At 59.5% G+C, this 16,066-nt stretch carries 10 protein-coding genes and 2 tRNA genes; 8 read left to right on the top strand and 4 right to left on the bottom strand.

Annotated features, from left to right (window positions below):
* Positions 1 to 110: 110 nt before the first annotated feature.
* A tRNA-Leu gene (locus HU724_RS03590) sits at positions 111 to 197 on the bottom strand.
* A gap of 180 nt (positions 198 to 377) precedes the next feature.
* Positions 378 to 464: transfer RNA gene (locus HU724_RS03595), tRNA-Leu, on the bottom strand.
* 225 nt (positions 465 to 689) lie between these two features.
* Here HU724_RS03595 and rnr point away from each other — a divergent pair.
* The 7 genes from rnr (at position 690) to dnaB (ending at position 7,982) form a co-directional block, all read left to right on the top strand.
* The gene (gene rnr / locus HU724_RS03600) at positions 690 to 3,320 is read left to right on the top strand and encodes a ribonuclease R (protein WP_186567374.1); all 2,631 of its coding nucleotides are present in this window, start codon (positions 690 to 692) and stop codon (positions 3,318 to 3,320) included.
* Entirely contained in the window at positions 3,317 to 4,081 is a 765-nt protein-coding gene (rlmB, locus tag HU724_RS03605) for a 23S rRNA (guanosine(2251)-2'-O)-methyltransferase RlmB (protein ID WP_024011372.1), read from the top strand. The genes rnr and rlmB overlap by 4 nt, the downstream gene beginning before the upstream one ends.
* A gap of 306 nt (positions 4,082 to 4,387) precedes the next feature.
* Complete coding sequence (rpsF, locus tag HU724_RS03610) at positions 4,388 to 4,810, top strand: 30S ribosomal protein S6 (RefSeq protein WP_016771938.1); 423 nt, start codon at positions 4,388 to 4,390, stop codon at positions 4,808 to 4,810.
* 29 nt (positions 4,811 to 4,839) lie between these two features.
* A complete protein-coding gene (gene rpsR / locus HU724_RS03615; protein ID WP_002551829.1) occupies positions 4,840 to 5,070 on the top strand; it encodes a 30S ribosomal protein S18 in 231 nt (76 codons plus the stop codon).
* A gap of 36 nt (positions 5,071 to 5,106) precedes the next feature.
* Complete coding sequence (locus HU724_RS03620; RefSeq protein WP_016771937.1) at positions 5,107 to 6,000, top strand: hypothetical protein; 894 nt, start codon at positions 5,107 to 5,109, stop codon at positions 5,998 to 6,000.
* Between the two features lie 18 nt (positions 6,001 to 6,018).
* On the top strand, positions 6,019 to 6,465 hold the full coding sequence (gene rplI / locus HU724_RS03625) for a 50S ribosomal protein L9 (RefSeq protein WP_003221136.1): 447 nt from the start codon (positions 6,019 to 6,021) through the stop codon (positions 6,463 to 6,465).
* Positions 6,466 to 6,584: 119 nt separating this feature from the next.
* Positions 6,585 to 7,982 (top strand): replicative DNA helicase, encoded by a 1,398-nt coding sequence (gene dnaB, locus HU724_RS03630; RefSeq protein ID WP_016771936.1) that lies wholly within the window; start codon positions 6,585 to 6,587, stop codon positions 7,980 to 7,982.
* Positions 7,983 to 8,021: 39 nt separating this feature from the next.
* Here dnaB and HU724_RS03635 read toward each other — a convergent pair whose 3' ends face one another.
* Positions 8,022 to 12,641, bottom strand: a complete 4,620-nt coding sequence (locus HU724_RS03635; protein ID WP_225927663.1) for an NEL-type E3 ubiquitin ligase domain-containing protein — start codon at positions 12,639 to 12,641, stop codon at positions 8,022 to 8,024.
* Positions 12,642 to 12,672: 31 nt separating this feature from the next.
* Positions 12,673 to 13,350 (bottom strand): hypothetical protein, encoded by a 678-nt coding sequence (locus tag HU724_RS03640; RefSeq protein ID WP_186567372.1) that lies wholly within the window; start codon positions 13,348 to 13,350, stop codon positions 12,673 to 12,675.
* A 208-nt stretch (positions 13,351 to 13,558) separates the two neighbouring features.
* Here HU724_RS03640 and HU724_RS03645 point away from each other — a divergent pair, with 208 nt between their 5' ends.
* A complete protein-coding gene (locus HU724_RS03645; RefSeq protein WP_186567370.1) occupies positions 13,559 to 15,871 on the top strand; it encodes a YgiQ family radical SAM protein in 2,313 nt (770 codons plus the stop codon).
* Positions 15,872 to 16,066: the final 195 nt, after the last annotated feature.

The raw sequence follows: 16,066 nt of genomic DNA on the forward strand, positions 1-16,066 counted from the left end.
TGGGGCGACTGGCGATCCTGTAGGGATGGCGAAATTCAGGAAGCCAGAAACGCAAAAACCCGCTTTCGCGGGTTTTTGTGAAATCCAAGGCCTGAACCTTGAATTTGAATTGGTGCCCAGAAGAAGACTCGAACTTCCACGACCGTAAGGTCACCAGCACCTGAAGCTGGCGTGTCTACCAATTTCACCATCTGGGCAATCATCGCAAGCGTTGCCGCTGTTGATGTGGCGCACTATACGGAGGCCTTTTTGATCTGTAAACCCCTGATTTGGTTTTAATAAATCAGTGTGAGCAAAAGCTTTCCCGCAAATGCACAAAACCCGCTTTCGCGGGTTTTGTGTGAGTGTTGAAACTGATCTAGTCTCAAACTCGAAATTGGTGCCCAGGAGAAGACTCGAACTTCCACGACCGTAAGGTCACCAGCACCTGAAGCTGGCGTGTCTACCAATTTCACCACCTGGGCATCATCGAAAGCGCTAGTGCGTCGTCGATGGCGCGCACTATACGGAGCGCCTTTTTAACTGTAAACCCCTGCCGCAGAAAAAACTGAATTTTTTTACCAGCGGCGTTCAAAACGGTGTCGGAGCGTCGATACAAGGCCTTGCACAGCCTTATAGAAGCGGAAATTTCCCGTTTCCCGGCGCCTATGCCAAACTAACCCGCATATAGACAAGGTGAAAACTCTCTAATGGCCGATTGGCAGTCCCTCGATCCCGAGGCCGCTCGTGAAGCGGAAAAATACGAAAACCCTATTCCCAGCCGCGAACTGATCCTGGCGCACCTCGCCGATCGGGGTTCGCCTGCTGCCCGCGAGCAACTGGTCGAAGAGTTTGGTCTGACCACGGAAGACCAGATCGAGGCCCTGCGCCGCCGCTTGCGCGCCATGGAGCGCGACGCTCAACTGATCTACACCCGCCGCGGCACCTACGCGCCGGTGGACAAGCTCGACCTGATTCTCGGCCGCATCAGCGGTCACCGTGACGGTTTCGGCTTCCTGGTGCCGGACGACGGCAGCGACGATCTGTTCATGAGCCCGGCGCAAATGCGTCTGGTGTTCGATGGTGACCGTGCGCTGGCCCGGGTTTCCGGTCTCGACCGTCGTGGTCGCCGTGAAGGTGTGATCGTCGAAGTGGTGTCCCGCGCTCACGAAACCATCGTTGGTCGCTACTTCGAAGAAGGCGGCATCGGTTTCGTGGTTGCCGACAATCCGAAGATCCAGCAGGAAGTGCTGGTCACTCCGGGCCGCAACGCCAACGCGCAGATCGGTCAGTTCGTCGAAGTGAAAATCACCCACTGGCCAACGCCGCGCTTCCAGCCGCAAGGCGATGTGGTCGAAGTGGTCGGCAACTACATGGCGCCGGGCATGGAAATCGATGTTGCCCTGCGCACTTACGACATTCCGCACGTCTGGCCTGAAGCGGTTGTGAAAGAAGCCGCCAGGCTCAAGCCGGAAGTTGAAGAAAAAGACAAAGAGAAGCGCATCGACTTGCGCCATCTGCCGTTCGTCACCATCGACGGCGAAGATGCCCGCGACTTCGATGACGCGGTCTACTGCGAAGCCAAACCGGGCAAGCTGCGTCTGTTCTCCGGTGGCTGGAAGTTGTACGTGGCGATTGCCGACGTCTCCAGCTACGTGAAGATCGGCTCGGCGCTGGACAACGAAGCTCAGGTTCGCGGTAACTCGGTGTATTTCCCCGAGCGCGTGATTCCGATGCTGCCCGAGCAACTGTCCAACGGCCTGTGCTCGCTGAACCCGCAAGTCGATCGTCTGGCCATGGTTTGCGAGATGACCATCTCCAAGTCCGGCGAAATGACCGACTACTGCTTCTATGAAGCGGTGATCCATTCCCACGCTCGTCTGACCTATAACAAGGTCAGCGCGATGCTGGAAACGCCGAAGGCGACCGAAGCGCGCAAATTGCGCGGCGAGTACACCGACGTCGTGCCGCACCTCAAACAGCTCTATGCCTTGTACAAGGTATTGCTGGCCGCCCGTCACGTGCGTGGCGCGATCGATTTCGAAACCCAGGAAACCCGGATCATCTTCGGCTCCGAGCGCAAGATCGCCGAAATCCGTCCGACGGTGCGCAACGATGCGCACAAGCTGATCGAAGAGTGCATGCTGGCGGCCAACGTGGCCACTGCCGAATTCCTCAAGAAGCACGAAATTCCTGCGCTGTATCGTGTTCACGCTGGTCCGCCGCCAGAGCGTCTGGAAAAGCTGCGCGCGTTTCTTGGTGAGCTCGGCCTGTCCCTGCACAAAGGCAAGGACGGTCCGTCGCCGAAGGATTATCAGGCCCTGCTGGCGAGCATCAAGGATCGTCCGGATTTCCACCTGATCCAGACCGTCATGCTGCGTTCGTTGAGTCAGGCGGTGTACAGCGCTGAAAACGACGGCCACTTCGGCCTGAATTACGAAGCCTATACCCACTTCACTTCGCCGATCCGTCGTTACCCGGACCTGCTCACGCACCGCGCGATTCGCAGCGTGATCCATTCGAAACAGGACACCCCGCACGTTCGTCGTGCCGGTGCGATGACCATTCCGAAAGCGCGCATCTATCCGTACGACGAAGCGGCGCTGGAGCAGCTTGGCGAGCAGTGCTCGATGAGCGAGCGCCGTGCCGACGAAGCGACCCGTGACGTGGTGAACTGGCTCAAGTGCGAGTTCATGAAGGATCGCGTCGGCGAATCGTTCCCGGGCGTGATTACCGCCGTTACCGGCTTTGGTCTGTTCGTCGAACTGACCGATATCTACGTCGAAGGCCTGGTGCATGTCACCGCGCTGCCGGGCGATTACTATCACTTCGATCCTGTGCATCACCGCTTGGCGGGCGAGCGCACCGGTCGCAGTTTCCGTCTTGGCGACACCGTTGAAGTGCGGGTCATGCGCGTCGACCTCGATGAGCGCAAGATCGACTTCGAGATGGCCGAGAAAACCATCAGCGCGCCGATCGGTCGCAAGAAACGTGGCGCCGAACCCGCTGCGCCTGCTGCCAAAGCTGCGGAAGAAAAGGCTCCAGCGAAAACCGCCAGCCGTCGTCCGGCCAAGGAAAAGGTCGCCGAAGCCTATCGCCCGAGCGATGCCGTGGCGAAAAACGCCGAGCTGCGCAAAAGCCGTGAATTGAAGAAGGCCTTGCTGGCCGATGCGAAAAACGGTGGTAAAGCGGCGTCCGGGGGAAAGACCGGACGGTCGGCGCCTGACAGGGCGACCGACGGCAAGCCAGCCAAGCCGAGCAAACACCGTAAGGGCCCGCCAAAAGCGGGTTCCGCTCCAGCCAAAAGTGGCGGGGCGCGTAAACCGAAGGCGAAGTCATGAGTCAGTTGGAAAAGATCTACGGCGTTCACGCGGTAGAAGCGTTGCTGCGTCACCACCCCAAGCGCGTCAAACAGATCTGGCTGGCGGAAAGCCGCAACGATCCGCGCGTGCAGACGCTGGTCGAGCTGGCCAACGAAAACCGTGTTCAGGTCGGCCAGGCCGAGCGTCGCGAAATGGACGCCTGGGTTGAAGGCGTGCATCAGGGCGTTGTCGCTGAAGTCAGCCCAAGTCAGGTGTGGGGCGAGGCGATGCTCGACGAGCTGCTCGATCGCACCGAAGGCGCGCCGCTGTTGCTGGTGCTCGACGGCGTGACCGATCCGCACAACCTCGGCGCCTGCCTGCGTTCGGCCGATGCGGCCGGTGCGCTGGCGGTGATCGTGCCGAAGGACAAGTCGGCCACGCTGACGCCGGTGGTGCGTAAAGTCGCCTGCGGCGCCGCGGAAGTTATTCCGTTGGTGGCCGTGACCAACCTGGCGCGCACTCTGGAAAAGCTTCAGCAGCGCGGTTTGTGGGTGGTCGGCACGGCCGGTGAAGCCGAGGTCAGCATTTACGACCAGGACCTGACCGGTCCGACCATCCTGATCATGGGCGCCGAAGGCAAAGGCATGCGCCGCCTGACCCGCGAGCATTGCGACTATCTGGTGAACCTGCCGATGGCCGGCAGCGTCAGCAGCCTCAACGTCTCGGTCGCCACCGGCGTGTGCCTGTTCGAAGCCCAGCGCCAGCGCGGTGCGAAGGCCAAGGCTGCCGCGAAGAAATAAGCTTCACGCAATCAACTGTGGGAGCGAGCCTGCTCGCGAAAAGGGAGTGTCAGTCGACGTCATTGTTGCCTGGCAGGCCGCATTCGCGAGCAGGCTCGCTCCCACATTCGTTTACGGTGTCTGGAAGATCGGTGATTGTTCAAATATTCACCAATTGCCTTGCGCGCCCGCAGTCCCTTCTCTACAATTGCGCCCCTTGCTGTGACGGCAGGCACGCATGTGCCCCGCGCCAGCAAGTCCATAAGTGTCATTCACTCCTTGTCTGACCGTTTTTGAGCGGCAGGCTACAACCCGTAAGGAGCATTCATGCGTCATTACGAAATCATCTTTCTGGTCCACCCGGATCAGAGCGAGCAAGTCGGCGGCATGGTTGAGCGTTACACCAAGCTGATCGAAGAAGACGGCGGCAAAATCCACCGTCTGGAAGACTGGGGCCGTCGTCAACTGGCCTACGCAATCAACAATGTTCACAAGGCTCACTACGTGATGCTGAACGTTGAGTGCACTGGCAAGGCCCTGGCCGAGCTGGAAGACAACTTCCGCTACAACGATGCAGTGATCCGTAACCTGGTCATCCGTCGCGACGAAGCCGTTACCGGCCAGTCCGAGATGCTCAAGGCTGAAGAAAACCGCAGTGAGCGCCGTGAGCGTCGCGACCGTCCTGAGCACGAAGGCGCCGAAGGCACCGACAGTGATGACAGCGACAACAGCGATAACGCTGACGAGTAATCCACGGACCTTATTAAGGAGCCTATCAAATGGCACGTTTCTTCCGTCGTCGTAAATTCTGCCGCTTCACCGCTGAAGACGTGAAAGAGATCGATTACAAAGATCTCAACACTCTGAAAGCCTACGTATCCGAGACCGGCAAAATCGTTCCAAGCCGCATCACCGGTACCAAAGCTCGTTATCAGCGTCAGCTGGCCACCGCTATCAAGCGCGCCCGCTTCCTGGCCCTGCTGGCCTACACCGACAGCCACGGCCGCTGAGACCGGGCAGTCGACAAGTAGCAAAGGATTGAATGCATGCGCGCCTTAGCTGAGTTCATCATGCGAGGCCGAATGCAGGCCACTCTCGTGGTGGCCGGATGTGCAACATTGCCGTTGTTGTATTGGTTGGGTGCTGCCGCCGGGAGCCTTGTGCTGCTGCGGCGCGGATTGACGGACGCCCTTGGCGTTCTGTCACTGGGACTGCTGCCGGCATTGATCTGGTGGCTGTATGCCGACGACCCACGGGCACTTCTGGTGCTGCTGGGGTCTTCGGGGCTGGCGTTGGTTTTGCGCGCAAGCGAATCCTGGGTCCGCACGCTGCTGGTCAGCGTAGTGATCGGAGTGGTGTTTTCAGTGGTGCTCGGGGTCGCGTTTGCGGCCCAGATCGAGATGCTTGCACAGGCCCTCATAAAGGTCATGCCGGCGCTTCTTGGTGAGACTTACAAGCAATTGTCGGTCGATGAGCAAGCGCGTTTCGCGTCCCTGATTGCACCGGTCCTGACCGGACTGATTGCGGCCTTGTTGCAGATCGTCAGCGTGCTGAGCCTGATTGTCGGGCGGCATTGGCAGGCGTTGTTGTACAACCCGGGTGGTTTCGGTCGCGAGTTTCGCGCCATCCGCATCCCGCTGGGGCCGGCGATGTTACTGCTGGCGTTGATGCTTCTGGGCCCGAATCTCGGTGCACAGATGGCCATGTTGACGCCGTTGTGCAGTGTACCGCTGGTGTTCGCCGGGCTGGCCCTGATTCACGGGCTGGTCGGGCAGAAGCGACTGGCCGGTTTCTGGCTGGTGGGGTTGTACGTCACGCTGCTGTTGTTCATGCAGCTGATCTATCCGTTGCTCGTGGTTCTGGCCATTGTCGACAGCCTGATTGATTTTCGCGGTCGTCACGTGTCGAAAGACACCGACAGCGCGAACGGTGAAGGTTAAAAGTTAGAGGATTTTCACATGCAACTGATCCTTCTGGAAAAAATCGCCAACCTGGGCAACCTGGGCGACAAAGTAAACGTTAAGGCCGGTTACGGCCGTAACTACCTGCTGCCTTTCGGCAAGGCTACCGCTGCGACCGCTGCCAACCTGGCTGCGTTCGAAGAGCGTCGCGCCGAGCTGGAAAAAGCTGCCGCAGACCGTAAGGCATCGGCTGAAAGCCGTGCTGCCCAACTGGCCGAGCTGGAAGTGACCATCACTGCCACCGCTGGCGACGAAGGCAAGCTGTTCGGTTCGATCGGTACTCACGACATCGCTGATGCACTGACCGCTTCGGGCGTTGAAGTGCAGAAGAGCGAAGTTCGTCTGCCGAACGGCACCATCCGCAACGTGGGTGAATTCGACGTGGCCGTGCACCTGCACGCCGAAGTTGAAGCCACCGTACGCGTTGTCGTGGTAGCAGCTTAAGCAACACGGATCGGCTGGCGGCTTGTCCGCCAGGCGGTTAACATCGGGCACGATCCTGTTTACAGGTCGTGCCCTTTGTCTTTCTGAATTCCCTGCTTTTCACTAATACTCAAGTGGCCATGAACGATATCTCCGCTCCCGAGCAATACGATCTGCAAACCGCTGCCCTGAAGGTGCCGCCGCATTCCATCGAGGCCGAACAGGCCGTACTCGGTGGTCTGATGCTGGACAACAACGCCTGGGAACGCGTGCTTGATCAAGTCTCCGACGGCGATTTCTACCGACATGACCACCGCCTGATTTTCCGCGCGATCGCCAAACTGGCCGATCAGAACTCGCCGATCGACGTCGTGACCCTTGCCGAGCAATTGGACAAGGAAGGCCAGACGTCGCAAGTTGGCGGCCTCGGTTATCTTGGCGAACTGGCGAAAAACACGCCTTCCGTCGCCAACATCAAGGCCTATGCGCAGATCGTCCGCCAGCGCGCGACGTTGCGCCAATTGATCGGCATCAGCACCGAGATTGCCGACAGCGCCTTCAACCCGGAAGGTCGCACCGCTGAAGAAATCCTCGATGAAGCCGAACGGCAGATCTTCCAGATCGCCGAAGCGCGGCCCAAGACCGGCGGCCCGGTCGGCGTCAATGAGCTGCTGACCAAGGCCATCGACCGCATCGACACGTTGTTCAACACCGCCGACGCGATTACCGGTCTGTCTACGGGTTACACCGACCTCGACGAGAAGACCAGCGGCTTGCAGCCGTCCGACCTGATCATTGTCGCCGGCCGACCTTCGATGGGTAAAACCACCTTCGCGATGAACCTGGTGGAAAACGCCGTGTTGCGCAGCGAGAAGGCTGTCCTGGTTTACTCCCTCGAGATGCCGGGCGAATCGCTGATCATGCGTATGTTGTCCTCGCTCGGCCGTATCGACCAGACCAAGGTCCGTTCCGGCCAACTCGAAGACGACGACTGGCCGCGCCTGACGTCGGCGGTCAATCTGCTCAACGACCGCAAACTGTTCATCGATGACACCGCCGGTATCAGCCCTTCGGAGATGCGCGCGCGCACCCGGCGTCTGGTGCGTGAGCACGGCGATGTCGGCCTGATCATGATCGACTACCTGCAACTGATGCAGATTCCCGGATCCAGCGGTGACAACCGTACCAACGAGATTTCCGAGATCTCGCGATCCCTGAAAGCCCTGGCCAAGGAATTCAACTGCCCAGTAGTCGCCTTGTCGCAGCTCAACCGTTCCCTCGAACAGCGCCCGAACAAACGCCCGGTGAACTCCGACTTGCGGGAATCCGGAGCGATCGAGCAGGACGCCGACGTGATCATGTTCGTTTACCGCGACGAGGTGTATCACCCGGAAACCGAGCACAAGGGCATCGCCGAAATCATCATCGGCAAGCAGCGTAACGGCCCGATCGGGTTCATCCGGCTGGCGTTCATCGGTAAATACACGCGCTTCGAAAACCTCGCACCGGGCAGTTACAACTTCGACGACGACGAATGACAGCAGGCCGGTTCAACCGGTCTGCTGGAGCGCTCAATCTCAGTCGGCCTGAACTGGCGCCTCGACGGGCTCGCCTGGTTGCAGTTCTTGTCGAGTCAGTGTCTGAATCAGCGTCGCTTCGCTGATTGCCAATTGTGCGGTGACATCATTGGTTTGAGTATCGTAGTCAGTCTGCGGCAGTACTTTTTTTGCAAACTGCTCGTCCAGTGCGGCCTGTTTCTGCTGATAAGGCTGACGAGCCGCGTCGAACTGCGTTGAATGTTTATGTGTGATGAAGTCCTGCCAGAAGTCTGTTGCCAACAACGCCTGGACCTCTTCAGGCGAGTTGTCCTGCGTGACAACTTTTCGATACGCCACATCGAGCATCGCCGGCGTGACGCCAGCCATGCCGATGAACGACAGCGTCTGCGGTTGAAACGGCAGTTGCAGCCGATCCTTGAGACCGAAGCGGTACGCCATGGTCATCTCGTGCGGGTCGCGTATGCGCAGGCGATGGATGTTTCGCTCGCTCGCTGATGCCAACGGATCGTTGGCGACAGCCCTGCTGGTCGTTACCTGTGCCGCCGCAATGTCATCGACTTGCTTGAGTCGAAACAAACCTTTGGACAATTCCACCAATGGAGCGCCATTGCCATCCACACGGGCTTGCACGCGCGCCTTATGAGTCATGGCCAGCACTTGCAAGTCGGTGAAAGTGGCAGCCGCCAGGTCAGTGCAGCCCGCCTCGCAGGCGCGGTCGAAGATTTCTCGGCGCAAAGCTCGGGATGACCGATTGTTGGCGCTGATGACGTCGACGACTTCCCAGGCCTGTCGCCTGAAGTCCGCGTGGTGAGCGAGACCATTGAGAATGTTGAAAAAACCGTCCGAGCCGTCCTGTGCCCTTAAACCGTTCAGTTGCGCGAGTCGAGTCGATGCCTGATCTGACGACATACCGGCGAACCATTGTGGGTGAAATGCTTCGGGGGCTATGACGGGCAGCTGTATGCGAACATCGGGGCGTGCAGTCGTCAGCAGGTTCCAGCGACGCTGGAGCGGGGTGCCGGCGGCGTTCAGTCGCTCGCGATAGAGGCGTAGCCGATCGTGAGTGGCCTCCGTCAGCGGGTTATTGTTGATCTGTGTGCCGCTATTGACCTGTACAGAGTGCGCCAGCCGGTCGGCTGGCGGATTGATGAGAAAGTCCGGAAGTGTAGTGAGCTGGTTGTTGCTCAACGTGATCTTGCCCAGTCGCGGTTGATCGAAAAGTCCTGTGGGCCAACTTTCTATTCCCGTGTTCGACAGATCGACTTCGCGAATGTCCGGAATCCGACTGAAATCCGGGACCACGCCCAGTCGCGGATTGTCTTGCAGCCACAAAGCTCTGAGTGTCGTGCGCCCGGCCAGTATCTGCGCCGTTTCGGCGGTCAGTTCGAGTTGGTTGCCCTGCAGGAACAACCGCGTCATGCCGTGCATTTCTCCCACGGCGGGCGGCAATTCCCTGAGCCGGTTTTTCGCCATGTTCAGCCAGCGCACATGGCGGAAGCGCGTGAGAAAGCCCTCCGGCGATTCGGTGAGGTTCATGTTATCCAGTTTGAGCGAACCGACATGGCTGAAGTCGATGCTCAGGTCCGGCAGAGTCGGCAACGTCAGGCCGCTCAGGTCTAGTTCCTGACCAATCTCGCTGCCGTCGTTCGCGTGTTTCTGAGGCGTGTCCTGGCGCCAGCAACGGATTATTCGTTCGCGTGCTTCGTTGCGGTCATTGCGGGTCTGCTGGTTGATTTGCAACTGGTTGGCGCGAATGTAGCGCTGGCGGTTATTGCCACCCGAAAACACCCAGTCATCCAGTTGGCTCTTCAGTAAGGCAAACTCTTGCTCCAGTGCCAGAAGCCGGGGCGCAACAGTGGCCTTGTCGTGGTTCCAGATGAATTCCCGGCAGGCCTTGATGCTTTTGCCAGGAAAAAGTCTGCGATAGCGTTGTGCGCGCGAGTTATCGCTGTCGAATGCGTCAGGAGGGGCCAGAGCCATCAACTCACCGTGCCGTTCGTTGAGTTTTCGCCAGTAGCGGTCGAACTTCCTCCAGTAAGCGGAAGGGAAGTCGTTGCCCTCAAGAAAAATGCAGTTATTGATGCGCGCGACCACGGCCAATTGATCGTCTGTCGGGAAGATGTGGGCGTCGGGGACCTTGCGCAATTTATTGTTGCGCAGGTCGAGGCTGGTCAAGGTGGTCTTGTCAGTCAGGCCGGAGGGCCATTCACTGATACCGGTGTTTTCCAACGAAAGTCTCCGCAACCCGGACATCGCGCTGAAATCCGGCAGTACCCCGAGCGGGTTGTTCGACAGGTTGATGGTGGTCAGCTGATGCAATGCACTCAGTGCACCTGCGCTGTTCTCATCAAGTTTTATCCGGTTTGAATTCAGGTCGAGAAAGGAGAGCCGGCTCATCTCGCTGATGCTTGTGGGCACTTTCTCCAGACCGGAGCCGGTAATGACGAGCATTTCCAGGTTGGGCAAATGCGACAGGAACGTGTCGGCGTTGTCGGACCAGACGGCATCACCGAGACTGAGAAATTTCAATTGACTGAAGTCAGCTGTCAGCGGCGGTAGCGGTCCGTTCATGGAGGGCAGCGTGAGCAAGGTCGACTCCTGGAGCCAGCAGTCCTTGATGATCCTGGCGACGCGTTCTGCCTGGAGCTTTTCCGGTCCGGCGACGCTCGATGTGCCCGGTTGGCTGTCGGCGACGTAGGCTTGCAGTTGTGCTTCCAGCACTTCGAACTCCTCGAAACGCCGGCGCACTAAGGCTTCCGCGCCATCCCCCAGACCGATCAGGTATTCCCGTGCCGTCTGCCGGTTTTTATCCGGATACATCCGCAACACCATGGCTATTTCGGGGATGTCGCCATCAATCCGGAACGCACCGCTGCGTCCGTCGGTGAGGGCCGGATACTCGGCAGTGACTCGCTGCCAGTAGGCTTCCAGCAATCGCCAGGAGCCGCTGGCAAATGGGTTGCCTTCGATGAGGGTGACGCGGTTGATGTTGGCGATGGCAAGCAACTGATCATTCGCCGGGTTAATGATTGTCTGCGGAATTTCGCTCAATCGGTTGTCACGCAGATCGACCAGTTCCATTGTCAGCTGATGCTGCAACCCGGTCGGCCACTGATCCAGCTGTGTATTGCGCAGACCCACGGTCTTGAGCCGCAACATGCCACTGAAATCCGGAGTCCGGCCCAGCGGGTTGTCCGACAGATCGAGGTGTTCGAGTTGGCTGAGCGACGCCAGATGGCTGGAGGTTTGATCGTCGAGTTCGATGCGGTTCGCTCGCAGGTCAAGATGCGTGAGGTCCGGCATCTGCCCGAGGCTCACAGGCAGTTTGGCGAGCGTCGAGGCGTCGATTCTCAGGCTCTCGATGCGGGTGAAATTATTGAGGAAGATTTCGGCGCCATCCGACCAGCCGACCGCCTGCAAGTGCAGCGTGCGCACATGGCTGAAATCTGCCGTGAGCGCAGCCATGCTGGCGTCGCCAAGATTCAGTTTCAGGGTTGGTCCGGTTTGCCGTTTCCAGCATCGCTTCAGTTCCTGTGCAGCAAGCTCCACCCAGGGATGAATGGCCCCGTTTGAGAGTTCGGTATTTTTCAGCCAGGCCGCGAGCTCAAGCTTGAGGGTCTTGTACTCGGTTTCCAGGCGAGTCAGAAAACTTTGTACATCGTCGCCCTGGGTACTCAGCAAGGTGCGGATTTCTTCAATGTCGAGAGAGGGATAAAGTTTGCGCAGTCGCGATTGTGGCGTGCGCATTCGGTTGATCGCGGCATTCAGCCGTTCGCGCAAGCCAGGCGAAACAGGTTGGGCGGGACTGCCGCGCTGCATTCCGCCGGCCCCACCGACCACAATGCCCAGCCAGCCCTTTTGGGCATCGAAGACAACGGGCTCCGAGCGACCCGGACGCGTAGCACTGTAGAGATTGTCTATGTCAGCGGCGACCGGATCGCCAGGGCGGACGATGCGCATTACCTCGGCCAGAGGCGTCGAGGCGTCGGGATCGTGCAATACCTGATAGCTCTGATCGTCGACCACCGCATAGAGCTTGCCGTCATGGCGATGCAGACCGTCGCTTTCGCGTATGGAGGTGCTGAAGTTCAGCGGGGTGCGAAAGGCTTCCAGGCGCATCGTCGAGAGCGCGAACGTGTCTGGCTGCGAATGCTCCACTGCGTGCCACAGTTCGCCCTCGGGGTCGCGCAGCATCAGCGGACCGGAGGGCATCGATTCGCTCGCCAGCCGGGCCCGCCAGAGGCCGCTCTGTGAATCCTTGCCGACTTGCACGAAGCCACCATCGGCCATTTCCACGTACTCGCGACCCTTGAAAATTCTTAGTCCTTCGACGTCAGCAGTAGGCAGACTGATCGTCGTGGTCAATCGATAATCGTCCAGAGGCCGGGTGACAGCATCGCTGGTATCGAGCATCGAAGAAGTGGAATGCACCGTGACGGTGGGGGCCGGGGTGATCGCATCGGGATCGGTACTGCCCGTGGGGCTGCCCGGTCGCAGTTGTGGTCCGATCAACAAAGTGGTTTCGAAGCCCGGACGCAACGTCAAGTCGGGACGCAAGCGTGGCAGATCCACTGACGGATCCGGCCGCAGATGGACGTTGACGGTAGTGGTCCCTTTAGGGGGTGTTTTGATTGGCATGTCTTACGTTCCTTGTAGAGATTGCCTGGCATCATTGCCTGAGGGTGTCACTGAGGGGCAGATGTCGCATTGCCCGCCAGGTCAAACAGTCATGCATGGCCTGATAGGCATGGTTGTGGATGGACAGGTACAGCCGACCATCGTGGCGAAACAGTCCCTCAGCGTCGGTTTTCGCGTCGGTGAAGTCCAGATCTGTCCGCAAGGCCTGAAGACTGGGGTCGAACGAGGCGACGGCGTCACCGTCGTTGAGCGAGTGCCACAGCCCGCTGTCAGTGTCGCGCAGCATTAACGGGCCTGAGGCATGGCGCTCGGCGGCGAGTCGCGCGCGGTAGAGGCCGGACTGTGAATCCACGCTGACCATCACAATGCCGCCTTGCGCCGTATCGACGTATTCGCGCCCTCTGTGAATTAGCAGACCGTCGTCATTGGCCGGCGGCAAATGACCAGAGCGTGGCAGCAGATAGCGATCCAGCGTTGATCCTGCGGCACCGATGTCTGCGAGGGTCGAGGCCCCTTGCGTTATGACGACGGTTGAAGGTCTTGGCGTTTTCCGAGCGGTCGCACCGGCGATGCTGACCGGCCGTAGCCGAGAATCGGCAGCATCAGGCGCCTGACGTGCTGCGTTTCCGGTATTGCCCGGATGCGATGAATCACGGCTGGTGGAAGTGTTCGCTCTAGTGGTGCCCTTGACGGGCTTTTTGGGTGACATGGCTTCTTCCTTGAAGGTTTATCACATCTGCCGGCACAGGCGCCGGACTGGTAAATATCGAATTGGGACGATGCTGGTCCGCCTGTTGGGGGGCATCGGGCATGCGTAATGCGGGCCGCAAGAGAAACCGACCATTGCCGTCGGAATTGGTTAAATTTTGTGCTATATTCCGCGCCCGCGATTTTTCACTTCAACACCGGTCGTCGACATGCAAGCAGCCAAGCCGTTATTTGACTATCCAAAATATTGGGCCGAATGTTTCGGGCCAGCGCCATTCCTGCCGATGAGCAGGGAGGAGATGGATCAGCTTGGCTGGGATTCGTGCGACATCATCATTGTTACCGGTGATGCCTACGTCGATCACCCGTCGTTCGGCATGGCGATCATCGGCCGGCTGCTGGAGTCGCAAGGCTTCCGCGTCGGGATCATCGCGCAGCCGAACTGGCAGTCCAAAGACGACTTCATGAAGCTCGGCGAGCCGAACCTGTTCTTCGGCGTCGCGGCGGGCAACATGGACTCGATGATCAACCGCTACACCGCGGACAAGAAAATCCGTTCCGATGACGCATACACCCCCGGCGGCATGGCCGGCAAGCGCCCGGATCGCGCCAGTCTGGTCTACAGCCAGCGCTGCAAGGAAGCCTACAAGCACGTGCCGATCGTGCTCGGCGGCATCGAAGCCTCGCTGCGCCGCATCGCCCACTACGACTATTGGCAGGATCGCGTGCGCAACTCGATCCTGATCGACGCCAGCGCCGACATTCTGCTGTACGGCAACGCCGAGCGCGCGATTGTCGAAGTTGCCCAGCGCCTGTCGTGGGGCCACAAGATCGAAGACATCACCGATGTGCGCGGCACCGCGTTCATCCGTCGCGATACGCCGCAGGGCTGGTACGAAGTCGACTCGACGCGCATCGACCGTCCGGGCAAGGTCGACAAGATCATCAACCCGTACGTGAATACCCAGGACACTCAGGCCTGCGCCATCGAGCAGGAAAAAGGCCCGGTCGAAGACCCGCAGGAAGCCAAGGTGGTGCAGATCCTCGCCAGCCCGCGCATGACCCGCGACAAGACCGTGATCCGCCTGCCGTCGATGGAGAAGGTGCGTAACGATCCCGTTCTGTACGCCCACGCCAACCGCGTGTTGCACCTGGAAACCAACCCGGGCAACGCCCGTGCGCTGGTGCAGAAGCATGGCGAGCTCGATGTCTGGTTCAACCCGCCGCCGATTCCGATGACCACCGAAGAAATGGACTACGTGTTCGGCATGCCTTACGCCCGTGTGCCGCACCCGGCGTACGGCAAGGAGAAGATCCCGGCGTACGACATGATCCGTTTCTCGGTGAACATCATGCGTGGCTGCTTTGGTGGCTGCACCTTCTGCTCGATCACCGAGCACGAAGGCCGCATCATCCAGAACCGTTCCGAAGAGTCGATCATTCGCGAAATCGAAGAGATCCGCGATAAGGTCCCAGGCTTCACCGGGGTCATTTCCGACCTCGGCGGCCCGACTGCAAACATGTACCGCATCGCCTGCAAGAGCCCGGAAATCGAATCCGCCTGCCGCAAGCCGTCGTGCGTGTTCCCCGGTATCTGCCCGAACCTGAACACCGACCACTCGTCGCTGATTCAGCTGTATCGCAGCGCCCGTGCCCTGCCGGGTGTGAAGAAGATTCTGATCGCCTCCGGTTTGCGTTACGACCTCGCCGTGGAGTCGCCGGAGTACGTCAAGGAGCTGGTGACACACCACGTCGGCGGTTACCTGAAGATCGCCCCGGAACACACCGAGGAAGGTCCGCTCAACCAGATGATGAAACCGGGCATCGGCAGCTATGACAAGTTCAAGCGCATGTTCGAGAAGTACACCAAGGAAGCGGGCAAGGAGCAGTACCTGATTCCTTACTTCATCGCCGCCCACCCGGGCACTACCGACGAAGACATGATGAACCTTGCTCTGTGGCTCAAGGGCAATGGCTTCCGCGCCGACCAGGTACAGGCGTTCTACCCGTCGCCGATGGCCACCGCTACGGCGATGTACCACTCGGGCAAGAACCCGCTGCGCAAGGTGACGTACAAGAGCGACGGCGTGACCATCGTCAAGAGCGAAGATCAGCGTCGTCTGCACAAGGCGTTCCTGCGTTATCACGACCCGAAAGGCTGGCCGATGCTGCGTGAAGCGCTGATCCGCATGGGCCGCGCCGATCTGATCGGGCCGGGCAAGGATCAGTTGATCCCGGCGCATCAGCCGGCCACCGACAGCTACCAGAGCGCCCGTCGCAAGAACTCGACGCCGGCCGGCAGCCACAAGGTTGCAAAAGAAGGCAAAGAGAAGACCACCAAAATCCTCACCCAGCACACCGGTTTGCCGCCGCGTGCCAGTGATGGCGGTAATCCGTGGGACAAGCGTGAACAGGCCAAGGCTGCGGCATTCGCCCGCAACCAGCAGGCGGCCAAGGAGCGCAAGGATGCGGCCAAAGGCAAAGGGCCGAAGCCGACGCGCAAGCCGGTCGTGCCGCGTTAAACACTGCTTGAGCTGAACAGAACGCCAACCTTCGGGTTGGCGTTTTGCTGATCGTTCCCACGCTCCGCGTGGGAATGCCTCTCGGACGCTCCGCGTTCCAGCCGTTGCTCGCAGTATTGTCGAACATGGTTGTGACGCGGAGCGTCACGGGCTGCATTCCCACGCAGAGCGTGGGAACGATCAAGTTGTTGCCGC

The organism is Pseudomonas iranensis (assembly GCF_014268585.2).
In the GTDB taxonomy this organism is placed as follows: Bacteria; Pseudomonadota; Gammaproteobacteria; order Pseudomonadales; family Pseudomonadaceae; genus Aquipseudomonas; species Aquipseudomonas iranensis.

Bases quoted from the DNA above. Each gene is read 5' to 3' on its own strand.
- HU724_RS03640 (WP_186567372.1), bottom strand. From the start codon at position 13,350: ATGTCACCCAAAAAGCCCGTCAAGGGCACCACTAGAGCGAACACTTCC.
- HU724_RS03645 (WP_186567370.1), top strand. From the start codon at position 13,559: ATGCAAGCAGCCAAGCCGTTATTTGACTATCCAAAATATTGGGCCGAA.
- rpsF (WP_016771938.1), top strand. From the start codon at position 4,388: ATGCGTCATTACGAAATCATCTTTCTGGTCCACCCGGATCAGAGCGAG.
- rplI (WP_003221136.1), top strand. From the start codon at position 6,019: ATGCAACTGATCCTTCTGGAAAAAATCGCCAACCTGGGCAACCTGGGC.
- rnr (WP_186567374.1), top strand. From the start codon at position 690: ATGGCCGATTGGCAGTCCCTCGATCCCGAGGCCGCTCGTGAAGCGGAA.
- HU724_RS03635 (WP_225927663.1), bottom strand. From the start codon at position 12,641: ATGCCAATCAAAACACCCCCTAAAGGGACCACTACCGTCAACGTCCAT.
- dnaB (WP_016771936.1), top strand. From the start codon at position 6,585: ATGAACGATATCTCCGCTCCCGAGCAATACGATCTGCAAACCGCTGCC.
- rlmB (WP_024011372.1), top strand. From the start codon at position 3,317: ATGAGTCAGTTGGAAAAGATCTACGGCGTTCACGCGGTAGAAGCGTTG.
- rpsR (WP_002551829.1), top strand. From the start codon at position 4,840: ATGGCACGTTTCTTCCGTCGTCGTAAATTCTGCCGCTTCACCGCTGAA.
- HU724_RS03620 (WP_016771937.1), top strand. From the start codon at position 5,107: ATGCGCGCCTTAGCTGAGTTCATCATGCGAGGCCGAATGCAGGCCACT.